The 19,562-nt window shown below is 44.2% G+C and carries 21 protein-coding genes; 6 read left to right on the top strand and 15 right to left on the bottom strand.

Annotation, left to right across the window (positions count from 1 at the left end; translation table 11 throughout):
• Positions 1-6: 6 nt before the first annotated feature.
• Both QT716_RS11470 and QT716_RS11465 read right to left on the bottom strand, forming a co-directional pair.
• Positions 7-444: a GatB/YqeY domain-containing protein gene (locus tag QT716_RS11470; protein ID WP_317936196.1), complete on the bottom strand. Its 438-nt coding sequence runs from the start codon at positions 442-444 to the stop codon at positions 7-9.
• Positions 445-613: 169 nt separating this feature from the next.
• Positions 614-847, bottom strand: a complete 234-nt coding sequence (locus QT716_RS11465) for a YkuS family protein (RefSeq protein ID WP_317936195.1) — start codon at positions 845-847, stop codon at positions 614-616.
• Positions 848-998: 151 nt separating this feature from the next.
• Here QT716_RS11465 and QT716_RS11460 point away from each other — a divergent pair, with 151 nt between their 5' ends.
• Entirely contained in the window at positions 999-1,766 is a 768-nt protein-coding gene (locus QT716_RS11460; RefSeq protein WP_317936194.1) for a hypothetical protein, read from the top strand.
• A 39-nt stretch (positions 1,767-1,805) separates the two neighbouring features.
• Here QT716_RS11460 and QT716_RS11455 read toward each other — a convergent pair whose 3' ends face one another.
• The 5 genes from QT716_RS11455 to tatA all read right to left on the bottom strand — a co-directional run bounded on the left by QT716_RS11455 (position 1,806) and on the right by tatA (position 5,633).
• Complete coding sequence (locus QT716_RS11455; RefSeq protein ID WP_317936193.1) at positions 1,806-2,252, bottom strand: GNAT family N-acetyltransferase; 447 nt, start codon at positions 2,250-2,252, stop codon at positions 1,806-1,808.
• 70 nt (positions 2,253-2,322) lie between these two features.
• Entirely contained in the window at positions 2,323-3,606 is a 1,284-nt protein-coding gene (locus QT716_RS11450) for an FUSC family protein (protein ID WP_317936191.1), read from the bottom strand.
• Positions 3,607-3,627: 21 nt separating this feature from the next.
• Entirely contained in the window at positions 3,628-4,287 is a 660-nt protein-coding gene (locus tag QT716_RS11445) for a hypothetical protein (RefSeq protein WP_317936190.1), read from the bottom strand.
• Positions 4,288-4,509: 222 nt separating this feature from the next.
• Complete coding sequence (gene tatC, locus QT716_RS11440; protein ID WP_317936189.1) at positions 4,510-5,427, bottom strand: twin-arginine translocase subunit TatC; 918 nt, start codon at positions 5,425-5,427, stop codon at positions 4,510-4,512.
• 8 nt (positions 5,428-5,435) lie between these two features.
• Positions 5,436-5,633 (bottom strand): twin-arginine translocase TatA/TatE family subunit, encoded by a 198-nt coding sequence (gene tatA, locus QT716_RS11435; RefSeq protein ID WP_317936188.1) that lies wholly within the window; start codon positions 5,631-5,633, stop codon positions 5,436-5,438.
• Between the two features lie 607 nt (positions 5,634-6,240).
• On the opposite strand from tatA, the gene QT716_RS11430 reads away from it, so the two are divergent.
• The 3 genes from QT716_RS11430 to QT716_RS11420 are packed head-to-tail and all read left to right on the top strand — an operon-like array spanning position 6,241 to position 9,799.
• The gene (locus QT716_RS11430; protein ID WP_317936187.1) at positions 6,241-6,990 is read left to right on the top strand and encodes a DeoR/GlpR family DNA-binding transcription regulator; all 750 of its coding nucleotides are present in this window, start codon (positions 6,241-6,243) and stop codon (positions 6,988-6,990) included.
• Positions 6,987-7,916: a 1-phosphofructokinase gene (gene pfkB, locus QT716_RS11425; protein WP_317936186.1), complete on the top strand. Its 930-nt coding sequence runs from the start codon at positions 6,987-6,989 to the stop codon at positions 7,914-7,916. Before QT716_RS11430 ends, pfkB begins: the two co-directional genes overlap by 4 nt.
• Positions 7,913-9,799 (top strand): PTS fructose transporter subunit IIABC, encoded by a 1,887-nt coding sequence (locus tag QT716_RS11420; RefSeq protein WP_317936185.1) that lies wholly within the window; start codon positions 7,913-7,915, stop codon positions 9,797-9,799. Before pfkB ends, QT716_RS11420 begins: the two co-directional genes overlap by 4 nt.
• 50 nt (positions 9,800-9,849) lie before the next feature.
• Here QT716_RS11420 and QT716_RS11415 read toward each other — a convergent pair whose 3' ends face one another.
• Together QT716_RS11415 and QT716_RS11410 are read right to left on the bottom strand one after the other, a co-directional pair.
• Entirely contained in the window at positions 9,850-10,551 is a 702-nt protein-coding gene (locus QT716_RS11415; RefSeq protein ID WP_317936184.1) for an SDR family oxidoreductase, read from the bottom strand.
• A gap of 126 nt (positions 10,552-10,677) precedes the next feature.
• A complete protein-coding gene (locus QT716_RS11410) occupies positions 10,678-11,742 on the bottom strand; it encodes a permease (RefSeq protein ID WP_317936183.1) in 1,065 nt (354 codons plus the stop codon).
• Between the two features lie 406 nt (positions 11,743-12,148).
• Here QT716_RS11410 and QT716_RS11405 point away from each other — a divergent pair, with 406 nt between their 5' ends.
• Entirely contained in the window at positions 12,149-13,381 is a 1,233-nt protein-coding gene (locus tag QT716_RS11405) for an MFS transporter (protein ID WP_317936225.1), read from the top strand.
• 58 nt (positions 13,382-13,439) lie between these two features.
• Here QT716_RS11405 and speB read toward each other — a convergent pair whose 3' ends face one another.
• From speB to metK, 5 genes are read right to left on the bottom strand one after another with little or no spacing between them, the layout of a single operon-like run.
• Complete coding sequence (gene speB / locus QT716_RS11400; protein WP_455431227.1) at positions 13,440-14,321, bottom strand: agmatinase; 882 nt, start codon at positions 14,319-14,321, stop codon at positions 13,440-13,442.
• Positions 14,290-15,144 (bottom strand): polyamine aminopropyltransferase, encoded by an 855-nt coding sequence (speE, locus tag QT716_RS11395; RefSeq protein ID WP_317936181.1) that lies wholly within the window; start codon positions 15,142-15,144, stop codon positions 14,290-14,292. The genes speB and speE overlap by 32 nt, the downstream gene beginning before the upstream one ends.
• Positions 15,141-15,575 (bottom strand): adenosylmethionine decarboxylase, encoded by a 435-nt coding sequence (gene speD, locus QT716_RS11390; RefSeq protein ID WP_317936180.1) that lies wholly within the window; start codon positions 15,573-15,575, stop codon positions 15,141-15,143. The genes speE and speD overlap by 4 nt, the downstream gene beginning before the upstream one ends.
• A 2-nt stretch (positions 15,576-15,577) precedes the next feature.
• Positions 15,578-17,068: an aminotransferase class I/II-fold pyridoxal phosphate-dependent enzyme gene (locus QT716_RS11385; protein WP_317936179.1), complete on the bottom strand. Its 1,491-nt coding sequence runs from the start codon at positions 17,066-17,068 to the stop codon at positions 15,578-15,580.
• A complete protein-coding gene (gene metK / locus QT716_RS11380) occupies positions 17,068-18,249 on the bottom strand; it encodes a methionine adenosyltransferase (protein WP_317936178.1) in 1,182 nt (393 codons plus the stop codon). Before metK ends, QT716_RS11385 begins: the two co-directional genes overlap by 1 nt.
• Positions 18,250-18,668: 419 nt before the next feature.
• On the opposite strand from metK, the gene QT716_RS11375 reads away from it, so the two are divergent.
• A complete protein-coding gene (locus QT716_RS11375) occupies positions 18,669-19,118 on the top strand; it encodes a hypothetical protein (RefSeq protein WP_317936177.1) in 450 nt (149 codons plus the stop codon).
• On the opposite strand, the gene QT716_RS11370 is transcribed toward QT716_RS11375, so the two are convergent.
• A complete protein-coding gene (locus QT716_RS11370) occupies positions 19,108-19,551 on the bottom strand; it encodes a small multi-drug export protein (RefSeq protein WP_317936176.1) in 444 nt (147 codons plus the stop codon). The genes QT716_RS11375 and QT716_RS11370 overlap by 11 nt on opposite strands.
• Between the last annotated feature and the right edge of the window lie 11 nt (positions 19,552-19,562).

The raw sequence follows: 19,562 nt of genomic DNA, 5'->3' as shown, positions 1-19,562 counted from the left end.
GTCTGCTTAGCTATTTAAATATTCTTTAACTGCTTGAGACACGACCTTACCTTCTGCACTGCCTGCTGTCTCTTTCATCATCCGGCCGACCACTTGACCCATTGGTGTATCTTTACTGATGCCAAGTGCTGCGATGCGTTCCTTGACTTCGTCAACAGATAGTTGCTTTGGTAAATAATTTTCAATAACCGCAATCTTTTCAGTCTCTGCAGCGACAATGTCTTCACGGTTCGCTTTTTGACCCTCTTCAAGTGATTGCTTCGTTTGTTTCAACTCGCGCTGAACCACTTTAAGCTCTTCTTCTTCCGTCAATTCGCGTTTCAAATCTAACTCCTGGTTTTGGATACCTGCACGAAGTAAGTTGATGACTCCTTTTTTAACGGTATCCTTTTCTTTCATTGCTGTTTTCATATCAGCCAGTAACGTTGTTTTTAGTTCGGACATCTCGATCCCTCATTTCAGAAAGTACGTTCCTTCTTAGTATACAAAAAATCATACGAACCTACACTTGCAATGCTTGAAATTGGCAATTGCTCAATCGCATAACGCTTAACTATCCAATTCTGTCCATAAAAAAAGCCCGGAAGTATTGAATCCGGACACTTTTTACTAGTTATCGAGCTAATCGTTTTTCCACGTCATCTACGATTTCTTGAACGGAATTTCCTTCTACGCTCACTACTGGGAAATCATAAGTGTCAACATTGACATCACTTAATGCACGGACAACGCCGAAGTCGTAACCAGATAGTTTTTCATCTGATTCAAACATTTTTACATCGTGTCCTTTTTCTTCAAGTGCTTGTTTCACATCGTCAAATGGTACTTCTACTGCAATTTTAGCCATGTTTCCTTCCTCCTTCAAAAATTCATTTAATGTATTATCAATATAGAAGTATGATTCCCTCTGCAGTGCGAATCAAACATAGTATGGCCAAATACCTTTCGTTTCTTATGTATCGTTGCCAAGTCATTTGGGTTACATATGCTTTAAACGTATGAAGAAGGGGTATGAAAAGTACACGCTTAGAAAAGATGAAAGGTGTGAGTCATCCTTGTTCGGATTTTCAGATTTATTTGCACTTATTATATCTTCTTTTATCATTATTCCCGTAGCAGTTTTTATAAGGGAATTTGGATACTTACCTGTTACTTACTTATTCGGGGTAAAAAATCCACGGCTGACGATTGGATCCGGTCCTAGTGTTTTCATGTTTGGCATTTTTGACATTCGTAAATATTACCATATGTACAGTTGGTTCTCATTTGACGATATTAAACGAAAGAGTAATTTCGCTTATATTATGGTTTACGCTGCTCCTATAATTTCAACACTCACAGTTGCCCTCACTCTAAATGCTTTGATTGCTAACGGATATTTGGAAGACCAAGCACGGTTCTGGAACCGGTTCATCTTTTATGCTTTCTTTTATGCATTAATTGACTCTGTTCCAATGCTTATGACAAGCGGAAAACCGAATAATGGAATGATTATTTATGAGCTAATCCGATACGGAAAACGAGTGGATTATAATGAAGATGAGGTTATTCCCTCCACGTCACAAGTGGATAAGGAGTATGAAGAAGAAATGAAAAATATCGAAGAAATGCAGGAAGAAATTGAAAAAGAAAAGAACGGAATTTCTAAGCAGTCTTCTGAAGACGCAGAGAGAGAAGCAGTAGGTAAACAAATTCAAGAAAATATTCAAGACTCTGCAGAAGAACATGCCAAAGACGAATTGAAAAAGGAAAAAGAATCCGACTAACCTAAAAGGAAAGAGGACCATTTCTGGTCCTCTTTCCTTTTACTGTCTTCTCATAATATGCTCGCCATTAATATCCCGTTCATCGATGAATTCAAATCCAAGTTTTTTATAGAGATGCACTGCGCCCTCGTTATCAGGGTACACACTCAAGTAAATCGGTTGTTGTCCATATTCCACTTCTACTTTTCCAATCAATTTTTCCATGAAATGTGTACCGTATCCTCTGCCTTGGAATTGCTTATCAATCAGTAACCGGTCGATCCATAATCTTCCCCGGTCCCCTTCTGATTTAAAGAACCCATACATAGCAAACCCAACGAGTTCTCCGTCGACATATAGGCCGACTGGTTTAAACTGCTTCCATTCAACAGAATCTTCCAGGCATTCATAAGGTGATTCAATATAATCTTTTTGCGACTGGGCAACTGTCAATTTGAGAATATCTCGATAGTTTGTTGCCGTTACGTCATGAATTTCAGTATTCACGACTTTTCAACCCTTTCTTCTACTTAAAATATCCTTTACTTTCACTCCATTTACACATTAGTTGACGTCATCAATCTAGCGTAAGTTCCGTTTGTTCATCTTCTGTTGTAATTTCGTCAAACTTATACGCAATTTCCAGAAGAATACTGAATATGATTTTGTTTTCCAATACGGGCTCTTCCGCCAAAGACAAATTGAGCTGTTGAATTACCAATTTGCAAGATTCCCTTTTCGCCCAGCAGGTTTCCAATTGACCGATAATTACAATCGCTCGATTCGAAATGTCCGCATTCATGCCGTGCATTTCTTTCCACATTTGCAGTTCATAAAACGTATTTCCAGCAAGTCTGCGCGGTGCAAATAATTCATCCGCTACATCTTCACCAGCCGCCTGTAAGTTAACGCGGGCTCGTTCTTCAATCATCGTGCTGATGATCAATAAGTTTTTCATAGTGTGGCTTCCTATAGTGGTTTTGCCGCTAACCGCTCCACGTGCTTCTGAAAGCATCTCTGCTAGAACATCATTAGACATTTCTTTTAAATGCACATTCGCGTCCGTCAACTTATAGGGGAAGACAAATTTGTTCACAAGTAATGCAATACAAACCCCTGCAAGAACCATCAGTAAACGTTCCACGGTAAGGAATTGAGTTTCCCCTGTTATTAATGCAACAGAACCTATCGCAGAGAACGTCACTAAAATTGTACTGTAGCGATATACTTTTACAAAACTCATCAAGTAACCTGCGAACAGTAAGAGTCCGGTTCTCACTGCAGATGTATGGAAAATCGAAAATGTAACTCCTACAAGGATTGCCCCGACAATGGTTGCAAAGATACGGTCTCTCATCTTTTTATGAGATTGTTCATAAAAAGGGATGATTACGGATAATACAGTAAACATCATCCATCTACCCTCAGCTAAATTGAAGAAGTCCATCAAAAAGCCACTGATTGCAATACCTGTCGCCATATGGACGGCATACGACATTTTTAAAGATGTTACGTGTCTCGGAGCTGAGTTCAATGTGAATTTTTTATATTTTAATGGAATTTCCTCTAACTTGCGGGTAATCTTTCGTTTCTTTGGCGACAACTTTTGAAGTGCCAGTAAGCTGTCAGTCAAATACTCTACGTTATTAAGCAGCCGCAATTTAACAGAAGACTTTGGCGGTCGGGCAGCGTAACTATTTCGGACTTCTTCAGATGCCTGGCTCAATTCAGCAGCGTCTATCCCTTCAGAGGATTCTTCCACAATTTTAGTTAAGATCATGCGTACGTCTTGAAGCACTCTGCCTTCTGCGTGTCTTGGTTCGAGGGAATCGAGTAAGGTGTTTATTTTTTCGAGTGCCACAGATACATTTAACCGAAGACTTCACTCTTCTGTAAGGTAATAATCCTCTTCCCGCTGATCATAGATCATCGAACGCAAAGAACCGACAGATTTGCGAATTGCCGTATCCATTTCGGCTCCACTCTCACCTGAAACTTTTTTATCCATTTTCTCCAGCAACGATGAACATATACTTTTAATTATAGGATCGGCATTTTTTGAAATTCGCTTTTTATTAACAATCATTTGCAGCGCCATTATAGAAACAGCACCCACAACTAGCCCCGTCAAGCGCAAGGGCAGATCTTCAGCCGTGACGGGAATCGCCAATAAAAACAAGTATTGAAGTGAAAACGGTAAGTACAACGGATTCTTCAAATTGAATATCAATGTATAACTGATGATAAACATCATCACAAAATGGATCGGTATAGCTCCCCACACGGAGAACCCGGTCGCAAAAGCTGCTATTCCTGTCAATAAATTCAATCCTGCAAATTTCACTGTATTTGCAATTGGATGTATCGTTAAATCTCGTTCGAGCAGCATGAGCATCGCCGTAATTGTCGAAACGCCTATTAGTATATTATTTTGGCCAAATAGTGCACCAAACAATAGAATATAACCAATAATACCGACAAACAACAGCGTGTTTCCTATGATATTCTTTTTCGTCAGAGCTGCTTTCAATGCATCTTTCATTCCTTTTTCATTCTTTTTTCATTCCTTTTCTTACTCGTCTTTTTGTGCCAAACGAGTTTAGCTACCAACTAATTTTAACATCAAACTATATACAGCACTATCAGAACACCTTATATCTATCGCCAATTATGAAGTTTTCGGCACATTTCAAACTGGAATAGAAATTGCTTTTCGCTTCTTATAAAAAAATCCCGCACAGCACAAATTGCTGAACGGGTTTTTTTAAGATGCATCTGCAGCTTCCAGACGCTTTTCTGTCCGCATGACTAGATAGATACTTGCTTCATATAAGCCAATCATCGGAATCAGAATAATAAGCTGACTGAAAAAGTCGGGCGGTGTAATGAGCGCTGAAGTGACACCCAGCACTACATAAGACCATTTCCGTACTTTTTTCATGGATCCAGATGTAAGTACACCAATCGCTGATAGGAATAGTGCAACTACGGGTAATTCAAAAAGTAACCCAATCGGCATGGTTGTCAGCAAAAGGAATCGCGCATACTCTTGCGCTGACACCATGACGTCAAAATTCATCTCACCTAATGATACTAAGAAATTATAGCTGAGCGGATTTACGACGTAATAACCAAAGGCTAAACCTGCCACAAACAATATTAAAATGGCTGGTGAGTAAAGACTTAGAAAACGGCTTTCTTTTTCATTCAATCCCGGTTTCACAAACTGCCACAAAAAGTGACAGAGGAACGGGACTGACAATCCAAATGCAAGCGCCGCTGAGATGGTTGTATAAAACGAAATGACTTCCATTGGACTCAGCACAATCAACTTATAGCCGCGTGTAATATACGGGAACCAGAAATTGATGGTACTGAATGCAGCGATGAAAAACAGCAGGAAAACCGCAATACTTTTGATCAGTTGTTTACGTAAGTCGGATAAGTGTGCCACCAAATTAGACTCTTCGTCATCCTCTTCAGCAGTTTCTTCTTCCTTTTTAGGTTCACTCGGACGTTTGTTTGTCGGATATCCGTTTTCATCTAAGTACGGTACAGGCGGCTGCATGACTTCTTCGTTTGCAGCTACTGACTTTTGTTCAATAGATTGTTCGGCATCCTCTTTGTTCTTTTTGTCTAGCGGATTAATTTCATCCCGCTTGTTCTCTTCACTCTGATCCATCGTTTCACCTACTTCTCTGTATCAGAAGTTTTTTTAGCTTCGGCTTTTTCATCATCATCCATAATGTCTTTTGCAGACTTTTTGAATTCCGCAAGCGTTTTCCCGACAGCAGATCCTACTTCCGGTAATTTACGTGGTCCAAACAATATAAGTACAATGACAAGAATAATAATTAGCCCTGGCACACCAATAGCTGCTAAGTTCATGTGTTTTCTCCCCTTTCAAATTTAACGGACATGCCGTCTTTTCAAGATGTGTTCTACTTCAATCAGCAGTTCGATATCAACCAAACTTTATCGATTCTGTTGAATTGTTCTTACTTCTTAAGACAAAAGTCCATTATTCCCGCGACGAAAGAGATAGTTATTTACTTATTATTACCCCTTTTTCTAAATTAGGAACATCTATATGAAAAAAATCATGAATCTTCTCAATTGTGCAATCACAACAGGTACAGCTGCTTAAAATGCTTCAGACTTATCATCAGTTATAGCCCAATTGTGTCACAAATAATCAAAGTCAGAGCTTTTAATCATGAACTTCTTCTTACAACAACAACCTTCTGTAGTGGAAAAGCTTTTCTCTTGTTTTGTTCTGCGAAATACTAAAAACAAGCTTTGTCAAACGCTGTCGATAACGACACCCAATTTTAGCAAAACAAAATTCCAAGGTCAATGATTATTTCGAATCAAGAAGTAATTTAGTATAAAACTTTAATTTGAACGTTTTTGAATAAAATTGAATGTTTTTGATTGATTTCAGAACATTCTAGGTTTATACTGTAAAAAAGAGTGAGAATGAGGAGTGGTTTAAATGCTCGAGGCAGAGCGGCATCATCTAATTTTACAGTTGTTATCACAAAATCAGACAGTGCGCTTGCATGAAATTGCTTCTGAAACTGGCGCATCTGAATCAACCATACGCAGAGATTTAATAGAATTGGAAAACCAAAAGAAATTAAAACGCATTCATGGCGGAGCGGCAAAGTTACAAGGAAAACTGCAAGAAGCAACCATGTCTGAAAAAACATCCAAAAACCTTCATTCAAAACAGCAAATCGGTCAAGCTGGCGCTTCCTGTGTCGAATCTGGCGATACCATCTACTTGGATGCAGGTTCAACGGCATTTGAAATGATTGCCTATCTCCCCCCTTCCATCATTGTTGTTACAAATGGAATTTCACATACTGACGCTTTACTCGAGCAAGGGTGCAAAACGATTTTAACTGGCGGGATTGCAAAACCATCTACGAAAGCGCTCGTCGGAAGAGGAGCGCTTTCCAGTCTCCAGCAGTATCGTTTCGATAAATGCTTTCTAGGCGTCAACGGCATTCATCCTGAGTATGGATGTACGACACCTGATGAGGAAGAGGCACAACTTAAAGAACTGGCAATTCACTTGTCTCGTGAGTCCTATCTGTTAGCGGATCATTCCAAGTTCCAAGAAGTCGCTTTTGCAAGATTCGCAGATTGTACACAAACTACCATTGTTACAACGAGTGAAAGTTCGGAATCGATGCACATGTTTCCAAAAGAAACCAGATGGAAGGTGGTACAACTATGATTTACACAGTTACACTCAATCCTTCTTTGGATTATTTACTTACACTTGACGACTTGTCGATTGGTTCCTTGAACCGTTCCAAATCCGATCACTTCTTGCCCGGGGGAAAAGGGATTAACGTCTCTCAAGTCCTCACTTCCTTCGGAGTGCCAAGCAATGCACTCGGTTTCACGGGTGGCTTTACTGGACAGGAAGTCGAACGGCTTTTGCAGACCGCGGGAATTACTTCAGATTTCATATCAGTTCAAGGCGAGACGCGTGTCAACGTTAAAATACGAGCCGTTGAAGAAACAGAAGTCAACGCAGCAGGACCGAAAATCGACACCTATCAATTTGAGAAACTAAAAACTCAAGTAAGAAATTTAAGCAGTCATGATGTACTCGTCTTATCAGGAAGTATCCCAGCTTCTCTGCCTGAAGACACGTATGAACAGTTCGCCCGTTTGTGTGACGACTCGGGGATTCGTTTTGTAGTGGACGCTGAAGGGGCATCGTTGCTTAAAACATTGCCTTATCGTCCGTTTTTGATAAAACCGAATCACCATGAACTAGGTGAAATGGTAGGTACGGACATCTCTACACTGGAAGACGCAGTCCATCATGCGAAAACACTCATTCAATTAGGAGCGCAGCAAGTGATTGTTTCGTTAGCTGGTGAAGGCGCGGTCTACGTGAGTGAGTCTCTCTCACTTATCGCAAATGCACCGAAAGGAACCGTGCGTGGTTCTGTCGGAGCTGGAGATTCCATGGTTGCTGGGTTTCTCGCAGCACTTATGCATGAGGAATCGTTTGAAAATGCGTTTAGAAAAGCAATTGCCTCAGGCAGTGCGACTGCGTTTTCCGATCGTTTGTGCACAAAGGAACAAGTGGAAGCGTTGCTTGCACAAGTAGTCGTAACACCATTAAAAGGAGGAAACGACCTATGAGAATTACTGAATTGTTGACAGCTGATACGATTTTACTTGGACTTCAAGGTACTGACAAACCAGCTGTCATTGACGAACTTGTTGCTGTGCTCGCCGATGCTGGAAAACTAAATGACCGAGCTGCTTTTAAAGAAGCCATCCTGAATCGCGAGTCCCAAAGTACAACGGGGATTGGAGATGGGGTCGCAATTCCACATGCGAAAACGAGTGCTGTTAAGGTACCTGCAATTGCATTCGGACGTTCGGAAGTCGGTGCGGAATACGAATCGCTCGATGGAGAGCCGGCTCACTTGTTCTTCATGATTGCTGCTGAAGACGGTGCAAATCGAATGCATTTGAAAGCGCTCGCACGCTTGTCGACGGTGTTGATGAACGAAGACGTCCGGAAACAACTGCTTGCGGCTTCATCGAAGGAAGAGATTTTAGCTTTGATCGACGCGCACGATGAACCGGATGAAGAACCTGCTGCAAAACCGGCTGCTCCCATCGATTCGTCTAAACCTTATGTAGTTGCGGTAACCGCTTGTCCGACTGGAATTGCCCATACGTATATGTCCGCTGATTCCTTGAAGAATAAGGCGGCAGAACTCGGCATTCCTTTTAAAGTGGAAACGAACGGATCGGGCGGCGCACAAAACGTGTTGACTGCTGAGGACATTGAAAAGGCAACAGCGGTTATTGTCGCAGCCGATACAAATGTCTCAATGGGACGGTTTGCAGGAAAGCATGTCATTGAAGTCCCCGTTGCAGAAGGGATCCGGAAACCAAAAGAGCTGCTCGATCGCGCTGTTGCACAAAATGCGCCTATCTATAAAGGCGGTTCGGATGGAGCTTCGAATGAAGCATCCACTTCTTCTAAAGGGATCGGTTCTACCATTTATAAGCATTTAATGAGCGGTGTCTCAAACATGCTTCCCTTTGTTATTGGCGGCGGAATTCTCATTGCACTTGGTTTCTTATTTGGACCGAATTCGTTCGACCCGGCAGATCCGACATATAATTCGTTTGCCGCTGCATTGAATACTATTGGCGGCGGAAACGCATTTGCTTTAATGATCCCTGTTCTGGCTGGTTTCATCGCCTTAAGTATTGCCGATCGACCTGGATTTGCACCAGGTATGGTAGGCGGACTGATGGCAGCGACAAGCGGTGCCGGATTCCTTGGCGGCATTATCGCTGGGTTCCTCGGTGGGTATTTAGTGGTTGGACTGAAGAAATGGCTATCTGCACTCCCTCCTTCACTCGATGGCATTAAAACCATTTTACTGTATCCGCTGCTTGGTATCGCAGCTACAGGATTGATCATGCATTATATTGTTAATACACCTTTCAGCGCCCTCAACACGGGCATCTCCAACTGGCTGACAGGGCTTGGCACAGGTAACGCGGTATTTCTCGGAATTGTTCTCGGTCTAATGATGGCGATCGACATGGGAGGCCCTATCAATAAAGCGGCTTACTTGTTTGGTACAGGACTGCTCGCAAGCGGTGTGTATGAACCGATGGCTGCGATTATGGCGGCGGGTATGGTTCCCCCGCTCGCAATTGCGATTTCCACAACTGTTTTCAGAAACAAATACTCGTTGCAGCAGCGTGAAGCAGGTAAAGTGAATTACATTATGGGGCTGTCGTTCATTACAGAAGGGGCGATTCCATTTGCTGCGGCAGATCCACTGCGAGTCATCCCTTCCGTTATGGCAGGGGCAGGAATTGCAGGCGGACTCTCGATGGCTTTCAACATCGGCTTGCGTGCACCGCACGGCGGACTCTTTGTTTTTCCTCTAGTGGATGGCAGTTGGGTGCTTTACTTACTCGCTGTGATTATCGGCTCAATCGTGTCTGCGATTTTGCTTGGCATATTGAAAAAACCAGTAGCTTCTTAATTAAAAAACAGCTCAACTTCGCAACGTGCGAAGTTGAGCTGTTTTTTTAGTTAGACGGGTCGAATCGTAATCTCGTTAACGTTCACATAGTCAGGCTGAGTTACTGCATAGACGACCGCTTTTGCGATATCGGCTGTTTGAAGTTTCTTACGGTCGCCCCAATCATACTGTTCACCTAATCGGGTGTCGACCATCCCTGGAGAGATGTTCGTTACACGGACACCCGTTTTTGCAAGTTCTTTTTCGAGACCCATGGAAATTGCGCGCACTGCGAATTTAGTAGCGCTATACACTGTACTCGTTTTTGTCACTTCTGTTGCAGAAACGGATGCGATATTAATGAGGTGGCCTGCGCCTTTTTCGAGCATGGATGGCAGTACAGCATTGATGCCGAATAAGACACCTTTAATGTTCACATCGATCATTTGCTCCCACTCTTCCGTTTTACCTGAGCGCACTTCTCCTGCTAACACTTGCCCAGCATTATTGACGTAAATGTCGACACCGTCGAACGCCTCTTTCGCTTTGGCCGCGAGGGCTTCAACGTCTGCTTGACTCGATACATCCGTAGGAACGACAAGTACTGAACCGCCAGCATCTTGAAGTTGTTTCGCTAAGTCATTCAGTTTTTCAATGCTGCGGGCAGCCAGGACAACATTCGCACCCTGTTGTGCAAGTTCTTTCGCAATACCCGAGCCGATCCCACTGCTTGCACCTGTAACAATTGCCGTCTTTCCTATAAGCTGTTCCATCCTAAATCCCTCCTAGTTGTCTTTGAAGAGAGTGTATCATACCCGAAGAATGAGAGCTTGATAGAGGATTTTTCTTCCCCGAAGAAAACGAAAAACCGTTCCCAGTGAGGAAACGGTCTTCTATGCTTACAATATATAATTCCCTGCGACTCCGGCTAGCACACCTAGCACTACAACCGCGACACTGACGAAAGCAAGTACTCTTTTCGGGAATGATTTTGAAACGAGCAACAATGAGGGTAAACTGATTGCCGGTAATGTTAGCAGCAACGCAGCAGCAGGGCCTCCCCCCATGCCATATGCCATGAACGTCTGGATAATTGGAATTTCTGCAGCGGTGGGGATGACGAACAGCATGCCGCCAATCGCTACGAGCACTAAGAGTAAAATTGAACTTCCTGTCGCTTCACCTAATTGCGGGAACAACCAGCCTTTCACTGCCCCCATCAACAGAACGGATAAGAAATATGCCGGTAAGATGAACAGTGTCATTTTCCCAAGACTCTTGAACCAGCGCATTAAAAACGAACCTTGTTCTTCTTCAGCAGCTTGCTGTAAAAGCTTTTCAGTATCCACCGGGTTCACTGCAGGCGCTAAGCGATTCGCCAAGTAACTCACACCGAACGTCAAAATGATTCCGAATACTAACCGCAGGGCGGTGAACTTCCATGACAATACAAATGTCATGAAGACAAGCGCTGCGGGATTCAAGGTCGGATTCCCGATCCAAAAGGCAAGTGCCGAACCGATGGACACATTCTTCTTACGTAATCCAACTGCAACCGGCGCTGCACAGCATGTGCACATCATGCCCGGAACCGCTGCAATTCCGCCAGCTGCTGTACTTGCAAATGACGTTTTTCCTAATACTCGAATGAGCCAATTTGCAGGAAGCAATACTTGCAGCAGTGATCCTAGTAAAATTCCAAGGACCGCAGCTTTCCAAACCGCTGCAAAATATGTGACTGCGTAGTCCCATGCCCCCGAAAACGAAGCGGATTCTGCTTCTTTCGGAGTCGACCCTAAAATCGAATCGCCTATCGAATGAGTCGAAATGGCGGTAATACTTTTCCCTACATAAGGCATCCATTTCACGTATGTGAGACCGATAATTGCGATTGCTAAAAACGTTAAACTATATAGAACTACACGTTTAGACTGTGCAGGACGATGCGTTTCTGTATGATCCACGATATAACCTCCAGACGGAAAACTAATTAACTGAATGATTATATCATTAATAGACTAACTATGCCTTTTTAAATTATTAATAGAAAACTTCGACATTACTGTTTCCAGTAAAAATATCTTGCACCTCTAATTTTCATCTGCTAGGATTAAAACAATTAAATTGTTCCTTTAACACGGTCCCGAGAGGCCGGAAAGGGTACCGGATATTGGGATTGGAGATTCTCCAGTCTCCTATACTTTGTCGTACTTTGCCCTTCCTGTCTCTCTGACTGGTAAGGGCATTTTTGTGCGCACTTTGATTACTGCACACTCTTTTAACCCGCGTTCTGTGAGACGCAAAAAGGGGACGGCGTTCGCTTTCTTCTTATGTTAGGCACTACCCCAAAACAGGAAGGCGGAACTCATGATGAATTATCAAAAGAAAACGGTCGTTGCTTCAGTCGCTGGTCTAACTCTCGAAGGCATGGATATCATGTTCATTTCTTTCGCAATGACAATGATTATTGCGGACTTCGGAATCGATTTCGCAACAGGCGGACTTATTTCATCCGTTACAAATATCGGTATGCTCGTCGGAGGCGTTATCTTCGGGATTTTGGCCGATAAATTCGGTCGCGTTAAAATATTTACATACAGTATTTTGCTATTCGCACTTGGAACAGCACTCACTGGACTTGCAACGAACATTGAGCAAATTTATATTTACCGCTTCATCGCAGGTCTTGGTGCTGGCGGAGAGTACGGAATCGGTATGGCGCTCGTCGCAGAAGCTTGGCCTAAAAACAAACAAGGTCGCGCATCTTCTTATGTTAGTGTCGGCGCTCAATATGGAGTTATCCTAGCCGCATTGCTCAGTGCCCTCATTTTGCCGACATTCGGATGGCGTGCTTTGTTCTTTGTTGGAATCGTTCCAGTCATCTTCGCATTCATCGTCCGTCGCAACTTGGACGAATCTCCTGAATGGCTAGAATCACAGAAATTGAAGAAAGCCCAGAAGAAAAAAGAGAATGCCGGGAAACTGCGTTTACTCGTCGCTTCTCCAAGAATCGCTTTTACAACGATCACACTTGCAGTCATGGCAACTGTTCAAATAGCAGGCTATAACGGCCTGATGATCTGGCTTCCATCCATGCTTCAGAAATCACAAGGCCTTTCGGTGTCGAGCTCAGCACTTTGGACAATCAGTACAGCTGTCGGAATGATCGCAGGAATGCTGGTGTTCGGACAAATTATGGACCGGTTAGGTGCGAAGAAAGCATACGGAGTGTTCCTGCTCGCTTCAGCAGCTGCTGTGTTCCTTTACAGCTACGCAACAGGCAGCGCTGGTGTGCTGATCGGCGGAGCGGTCGTTGGATTCTTCTCAAACGGCATGTTCGCGGGCTACGGTGCGTTGATCAGCAGTTTTTATCCTGTTGAGATTCGCAGTACAGCGACCAATACCATTTTCAATTTCGGCCGCGCGGTTGGCGGGTTCTCTCCAATCCTAGTCGGATACATTTTACAAAATTACGATATGACAGCTGCGATGATCTACCTCGCAATCATGTTCTGTATCTCCTTCATCTTCATGCTGACACTTTCGCATGGTGCGAAGAAAGCACCAGCGGCATCGTCTGCAGCTGCAGTTGAGGTGAATTAATCCCATACAAAAGCCGTCCCAAATCATCACATGGGACGGCTTTTCTTCTATATAATAATCAGTTCGTCAGCGTCAATAACAGTTCACGAATCGTCTTGCAGGCAACAGCTGTTGAAGCGCCAGATGGATCGTATTGCGGAGACAGCTCCACTACGTCTGCTGCGACAATATTCGTAAGCTTTTGAAGTTCCGCGATTGCGTCCAGCAATTCCCGATATGTAATGCCGCCGGGCTCAGGTGTGCCAGTCCCCGGAAACGTTCCTGGGTCCAGTACATCCAAGTCGATCGTCACATAGACCGGAACGTCTTTCAATGACTTCACCACTTCAGGCAATGTGTTCAATGTGAATTTTTCCAAATGGGTATGTGTTTTCGCCCATTCAAATTCGCTTTTCATGCCTGAACGGATCCCGAACTGAAAAATACGGTCGTCTCCTAGGAAGTCATGGCAGCGTCGGATGACTGACGCGTGTGACAATGGCTCTCCCATATAGTCCTCACGCAAATCCGTGTGCGCATCAATATGGATGACATGCAGATCAGGGAATGCATCGTACGCCGCCCGGATCGAAGGCAGGCTCACTAAATGCTCCCCGCCAATCATAAGAAACTTCTTCCCATCCGCTAACACTTGATGGCTGTACGTTCCGATTTGCTGAAGAACGCGCTCCGTATTTCCGAATGGCAGCTCCAGATCCCCGCCGTCAAAGATGCGGGCATCCTCTAAGTCTTTGTCCAAATAAGGGGAATATGTTTCTAACCCATATGAGTCCGGACGAATCGCCTGTCCGGCAAAACGTGTGCCTGGACGAAAGCTCGTTGTCCCGTCAAAAGGAGACCCGAATAGGACGAGATCCGCATCGTTGTATGGCGTTTCGCATCCGATGAAAGGATTCGTGCTCACTACATTATTCTTCACTATCGAGTGCCTCCTGTACATACGTCGGCAGCGCAAAAGCGCCGACATGAAGGTCAGTATTGTAATACTTCGTTTTCAGTCCGATTGCGTTCCATACGTCTGCATCTGCATCTTTCAATGGATCCAATGACTTCGATGCGAAACCGAACAGCCAGTGGCCTGAAGGATAGGTCGGCATGTGATATTGGTACACGCGTGCGACAGGGAAGATTTGTTTAATCTTCGTGCGCGCTTTCTTCATGTTCTCTGCATACTCCGAGAAATAAGGTGACTCGTGCTGGTTGATCAAGATTCCTTTGTCGTTCAGCACGCGATAGCATTCCTTGTAAAACGCCGTTGTGAACAACCCTTCTCCGACAGAAACTGGATCTGTTGAATCCACGAGTATCAAGTCAAACGAAGCATCTGGTGCATTTTGGACATACGCCAGTCCATCGCCGAAAGCGAGTTCCATACGTGCATCTTCTTCTACACCTGCAGCTGTGATCGGCAAGTATTGCTGGCACAAACGGAACACTTGCTCGTCAATTTCTGCCAGTACAACGTGTTCTACCCCAGGATAACGGAGCACTTCACGCGCAGTTCCTCCGTCGCCTCCGCCAATTACAAGCACTTTCTTAATATCCGGATTCGTCGCGAATGCCGGATGGACAATCATGTCATGGTAGATGAATTCGTCTTTTTCATTGACCATCATCAGACCGTCCAATGTGAAAAACGTACCGAACTCCTTACCTTCATAAAAATCGATTTGCTGAAACGGTGACTTTTCACTATGCAGATGTTTTTCATACCCGACAGAAAACTTACAGTCCTCGCTCCATTGCTCTGTATACCAACTCATGCGTTCGCACCTGCCAATACAGGCTTCACAGTCACTTCTTCAATTTCCTTTTCTGCAAACTGACGAATTTTTTCTACCATGCCGCGTGGCACTTCAAATGATTCTACCTTTTTCGCTTGGAGCTTTTCAGCCAAATAATCCGCTGCTTTCCATGGGCTGACCGAGTCACCGCATGTGTAGACATCTACAGAGGCAAAGCCGTATTCCGGCCAAGTGTGAATCGTAAGGTGGGATTCCGCAATGATGACTGCACCCGAGACACCGTATGGATTGAAGTGATGAAACACCGATTCTACGATAGTTGCTCCTGAATAATCTGCAGCCTCTTTCATGAACTGCTCGATCACTTTGTTGTTCTCTATAATTTCACTCGGGCACCCATAATACTCTATCAATACGTGACGTCCTAACGCCGATAATTCTAAACTCATTGTTAACATCCCCCTTTTACGACAGTTACTCTGCCGGTTTGTTTTGACTCGGATAACACACTTCCAAAAGCTTGTTGATAATACGCATAGTGCTGAACAACTTCACATGTGATCCGTTCTCCCGGAATGACTAACGGAATCCCTGGCGGATAAATCATCAGCGTATCTGCGCTGATTCTTCCGATTGCTTCATCAATCGCAATCGATTCCTGATCCGCATAAAATGCATCTCTAGGCGTCATGGCCAGTTCATTCACTGAATCCACGACTGTCCATGCAGAATGAAGGACACTGGATTTCTTATACGTTTGCTCTATGTCTTGCAAAGCGGCTACGAGACGGCCGATGGATTGCTCGGTATCTGCTGTTGTAAGGACAGCCATCACAACATAGCCTTCAGCTAGTTCCATTTGAATCCCGAAGCGTTCTTTTAATAGTGAATACACTTCAAATCCAGTCAGACCGAGGTCATTCACCCGGATTACCAACTTCGTCCAATCATGTGTCTGACTGAAGCGTTTAGTCGTATGGACGTTCTTGATAACTTCGTATGAACTGCCTTGTTCAATTGCAGCAATGGCATGTTCTGCGATTGGTTTCAACCGATGGAAACCGGTCTCCCCATGCACAGCCAGCTCTCTTCTTGCTGCGTCCAGTGAACTCATAAGTAAATAATTCGCGCTCGTGGTTTGCAGCATACTGACGACTTTTTGAACTTTCTCCACTGCAATCCGTTCGTTATTCAATAGAAGCAGCGAGCTTTGCGTCAGTGATCCGCCTGTCTTATGCATGCTCGTCGTAACCATATCAGCCCCTGCTTCAATGGGATCTGTCATTCCTTCAATGGCCCGTAAATGTGCGCCGTGTGCAGCGTCTACTAAAACCAGAACCCCTGCGGCATGCGCAAGTTCACAGATTTTAGTGAGATCTGTCATCGTGCCAAAATACGTTGGATACGTAATAAGCAGCGCTTTCGCATTCGGGTTTTCCTGCAACGCTTGCGCGACACTTTCTACAGATACTCCATGCGATAGTCCGAAATGATCGTCCACTTCAGGCTGCACGAAAGCTGGAATAACACCGCTCAAAATAATGCCATCCATCACGGACTTATGACCATTACGTGGCACAATCAGCACCTCACCTGGTTTACACGCAGCTAAGATCATGGCATGAATCCCGACTGTCGTCCCATTCACCAGAAAGAATGCATGGTCGGCTCCAAAACTTTGCGCAGCAAGTCCTTGTGCATCTTTGATGACTGATTTCGGATGACTCAGCAAGTCGAGAGATGGCATCGAATTGACATCCATCCGCATCGCTTGCTTCCCGATCGCTTGTTGAAACGGCGTCGATACCGCGCCCATCTTATGTCCCGGCACGTCAAACGGAACCGTCTCGGAAGCCGCATAACGAACAAGAGCATCCAACAACGGTGCGTCCGTTTGCGTAAGTCCAGTTTTTTCAACTACTGTCTCTTTGACAAACGTCATCAGCATCCGACTCCAGATTTTTCATAGACTGCTTCTAGCAGCACATCTACTTTATCCGTCCGTTCCCACGGCAAGTCAAGATCGGTACGGCCGAAGTGTCCATAAGCTGCTGTCGCCTGGTACCGGGGTGTCCGTAAATCGAGCATGTCGATAATTCCTGCTGGTGTTAAGTTGAATACCTCACGGATCGCTTGTAATAAATGCGCATCTGGTGCATTCCCTGTTCCGAATGTGTCAATCGCTATACTGATCGGCTCACTCACACCGATTGCATAAGACAGCTGGATTTCACATTTTTTTGCAAGGCTTGCTGCAACAATGTTTTTCGCTACATATCGAGCAGCATACGCTGCAGACCGGTCAACTTTCGTACAGTCCTTACCGGAAAATGCACCGCCGCCATGACGTGCCGCTCCACCGTACGTATCCACGATAATTTTGCGTCCTGTTAACCCTGCATCTCCGTGAGGTCCGCCAGTTACAAATCGTCCGGTTGGATTGATAAGGACACGGAAGTCCCCTTGTAAGTTGAATTCTTCAACTGTGCTTAAGATGATTTCGTTTTTCACAAAGGCTTCGAATGTCTCTTGTTCGAAATCCCCATCATGCTGGATCGACATTAAAATCGTATCGATCTTCGGTGTTTCTTTCGTTGTATAGTCAATCGTCACTTGAGATTTCATATCAGGACGCGCCCAGCGGAACTGACCGTTTTTACGCAGTACTGACGCTTTTTTCACAAGCGCATGTGCCAGCTCAACCGGTAACGGCATGTATCCTGCTGTTTCATCTGTCGCAAATCCAAACATCAGACCTTGGTCTCCTGCACCGATCGCTTTCGTATCACTCGACGTATCCACACCCATTGCGATGTCTGGGGATTGCGTGTGCACAAGTACTTGCACAGTACATGTGCTGCCATCGATTCCTAATTCATCGTTCGTATACCCGATGTCAACTAACGTTTGGCGGGCGATTTTTTCGATATCCAACACTGCTTCTGTTGTGATCTCTCCACCAACAATGACAGTGTTCGTTGTCGTAAACACTTCACACGCAACCCGTGAAAGTGGGTCTTGCGCAAGTGCTGCGTCCAAAACTGCATCTGAAATTTGGTCTGCAATCTTGTCCGGATGTCCTTCTGACACCGACTCTGAAGTAAATAAAATCTTTTCAACCAATTAAATCCGCTCCTTACAAAAAATGTGTTTTGGAGCACAAAAAAAGCTCTCCTACAACCTAAGGAAAGCTTCGATCTGCATCAGCTGCTTATCCTCTTATTGTTCACAGTTCCATCACGAAACTGCGCTCAGGTTGGGCGCCCTATCCGGTATCTACCTCCGAATGGGTTTGCCACCGCATCGTCGACCCCTCGTCTCCGCGGCTACTAATAAGAATGACTTTATTCATGCTGAAAATAATAGTAAAGTATTGTGTTTTTCATGTCAATATATTTTCAAAATTTAGTTGAAAGAAAAGTTAGTTGTTTTAACAGCTTAATAAATTCAGGCTGTCACCTTGCCTTATAAACGTTTTGGACTAAGAGTTACCCATTTGATAGACTATACAAAGCGAGTGACTATTAGTTACATTTGAGGTGTTGATGTTGGTTAAAAAGATTTTAATGATTTCCGCCTTCCCTTTGACAATCCTCTTCGTCGGCATTGCCGGGATCATCTTGTATAAAAGAACAATCCGCGAGAAAAGCTGGTTTGACGGTCTTCACCTGGAATTCGATTCAGTTGATTGTCCACATACGAAAACAATCCCTTATGAAAAAACGTTCGGTCTGTCATTCAAACGAAAAGAGAAACGCGTGAAGACAGTAGTGTTCAACAAATCCGAAGTCCGAAAAGATGTCACATTCCTTCTCCTATGTGATGAATGTGGAAAGCGACGTTTTTTCCATCTGATTGAAACACCTGAAGTAAAGGCTTATAGCAAACACAAAACGCTTTATCTCCTCGGAACATTCGGAGCCATCTTTGTTGTGTACGGGATTATTGTTGCACCCATTCTGACGCTAATTACGAAATTATTTAATCTTTAATGAAAAAAGAAAAGCCCATCGCTGTGACAATACCAAAAACAAGTGACCAAAGGGCGATGCTGATGGTCATCCAAATTACCGTTTTCCGTTTGGATGCGCCGAAGAGCAATGCGAAAAAAGCCGCGATGTGTGTCCCGATTAGAATGGGACCGGCCAATGCGAGTCCAGCAACTCCGTATCGATCCATAATTTTTCTTCCACGCAGCTGACGTTTCGATGGACCTTCCGTGCTGTCACCTTTTCGCCTTCTGTACCATTGTTCAATCCGATGGTACAGGAAGATTAATAGAACGACCGTCAGCATATTGCCTGCAAACGCTAACAGTATGACCCAAAACGGTGAAAGTCCTCTGACAATCCCGACTGGAATGACAAGCGCAATCTCAAGCGCGGGTACTGCAGCTCCTAAAAAAACGAGTATGTATTCAATCATACGTTCTCCTC

The organism is Sporosarcina aquimarina, from assembly GCF_033253705.1.
Lineage (GTDB): Bacteria > Bacillota > Bacilli > Bacillales_A > Planococcaceae > Sporosarcina > Sporosarcina aquimarina.
Note: the sequence above shows the minus strand (reverse complement) of the source record. Positions and strands in the feature narration are given on the sequence as shown.